Origin of the sequence: Bowmanella dokdonensis, assembly GCF_017254865.1 — a bacterium.
Taxonomy (GTDB): Bacteria; Pseudomonadota; Gammaproteobacteria; order Enterobacterales; family Alteromonadaceae; genus Bowmanella; species Bowmanella dokdonensis.
In genome coordinates, this window is sequence record NZ_JAFKCV010000053.1 from 1 (window position 1) to 634 (window position 634).

At 40.2% G+C, this 634-nt stretch carries 1 protein-coding gene; it reads left to right on the forward strand.

The window, feature by feature from the left end; genetic code table 11:
- Positions 1-461: super-infection exclusion protein B (locus J0A66_RS21495; protein WP_206575910.1), on the forward strand; the 461-nt coding region annotated here is incomplete at its 5' end.
- Positions 462-634 lie beyond the last annotated feature (173 nt).

A 634-nucleotide genomic window follows, 5' to 3' on the forward strand; every position in this document is an offset into this window, starting at 1 on the left:
TTGGACTTCTGCTTTTAAGCCCAGATAACTGGCCTGAATATGTTAATGAGAGAATCGGTATTCCTCATGTGTGGCATGTTTTCGTCTTTGCTCTTGCATTTTCGCTAGCAATTAATGTGCATCGATTATCAGCTATTGCCAGCGCCAGATATAAGCGATTTAAGCTAAGAAAACGCATTAAGATGCAAAACGATAAAGTGCGATCAGTAATTCAAAACCTTACAGAAGAGCAATCTATGGTTTTGTGCGCAGCCCTTAATGAAGGCAGGAAGTATGTGGTTACATCAAAACAATTCCCATACATTAGTGAGTTGATTGAGCTTGGTGTGTTGAACAAAACTTTTTCCCGATGGAATGGAAAGCATATATTATTCCCTATTGAGGATATTTACTGGACTGAATTAGTTGCCAGCTATGATCCATATAATATTGAGATAAAGCCAAGGCCAATATCTAAGTAACTAGATAAGAGGAATCGATTTTCCCTTAATTTTCTGGCGTCCACTGCATGTTATGCCGCGTTCGCCAGTCTTGCTGTACCATGTGCGCTGATTCTTGCGCTCAATACGTTGCAGGTTGCTTTCAATCTGTTTGTGGTATTCAGCCAGCACTGTAAGGTCTATCGGATTTAGTG